At 69.8% G+C, this 658-nt stretch carries 2 protein-coding genes; one reads left to right on the top strand and one right to left on the bottom strand.

Annotation, left to right across the window (positions count from 1 at the left end; translation table 11 throughout):
- The coding region (locus Y706_RS30040) for a hypothetical protein (RefSeq protein WP_043435012.1) at positions 1–278 on the bottom strand (278 nt) is incomplete at its 3' end.
- Positions 279–295: 17 nt separating this feature from the next.
- Here Y706_RS30040 and Y706_RS30045 point away from each other — a divergent pair.
- Positions 296–658: phosphotransferase (locus Y706_RS30045; protein ID WP_275450877.1), on the top strand; the 363-nt coding region annotated here is incomplete at its 3' end.

Raw genomic sequence — 658 nt, forward strand, 5'->3', positions numbered from 1 at the left:
GCGGGGCCGCAGGGCAGGCCGCCCAAAAGCTGCTCCGGACCGATCCGGATCCGCTGGTGTGGTCCCACGGGGATCTTCACGACAAGCAGATCTTCACCGTGGATCCCGGCGCGCCCCTGGGTCTGCTGGACTTCGATGAAGCCTGCCGCGCCGAGGCCGCCGCCGACCTCGGCAACATCGCCGTGCACCTTCAGCTGCGCCTGCATCAACACCGGCTGACTGCCGAAAGGTACCAAACCGCCCGCCGCCACGTCATTGCCACGGCCGAGGAACTGCATGTCACCCCGGCGCGGACATTCCGGCGGCGCAAGCCGAGCGCGCGGCCGTCCGCGGGGCCGCAGGGCAGGCCGCCCAAAAGCTGCTCCGGACCGATCCGGATCCGCTGGTGTGGTCCCACGGGGATCTTCACGACAAGCAGATCTTCACCGTGGATCCCGGCGCGCCCCTGGGTCTGCTGGACTTCGATGAAGCCTGCCGCGCCGAGGCCGCCGCCGACCTCGGCAACATCGCCGTGCACCTTCAGCTGCGCCTGCATCAACACCGGCTGACTGCCGAAAGGTACCAAACCGCCCGCCGCCACGTCATTGCCACGGCCGAGGAACTGCATGTCACCCCGGCGCGCTTCGACGCCTATGCCGCCGCGACCCGCCTGCGGCTC

This window comes from Arthrobacter sp. I3 (genome assembly GCF_000520575.1).
In the GTDB taxonomy this organism is placed as follows: Bacteria; Actinomycetota; Actinomycetes; order Actinomycetales; family Micrococcaceae; genus Arthrobacter; species Arthrobacter humicola_A.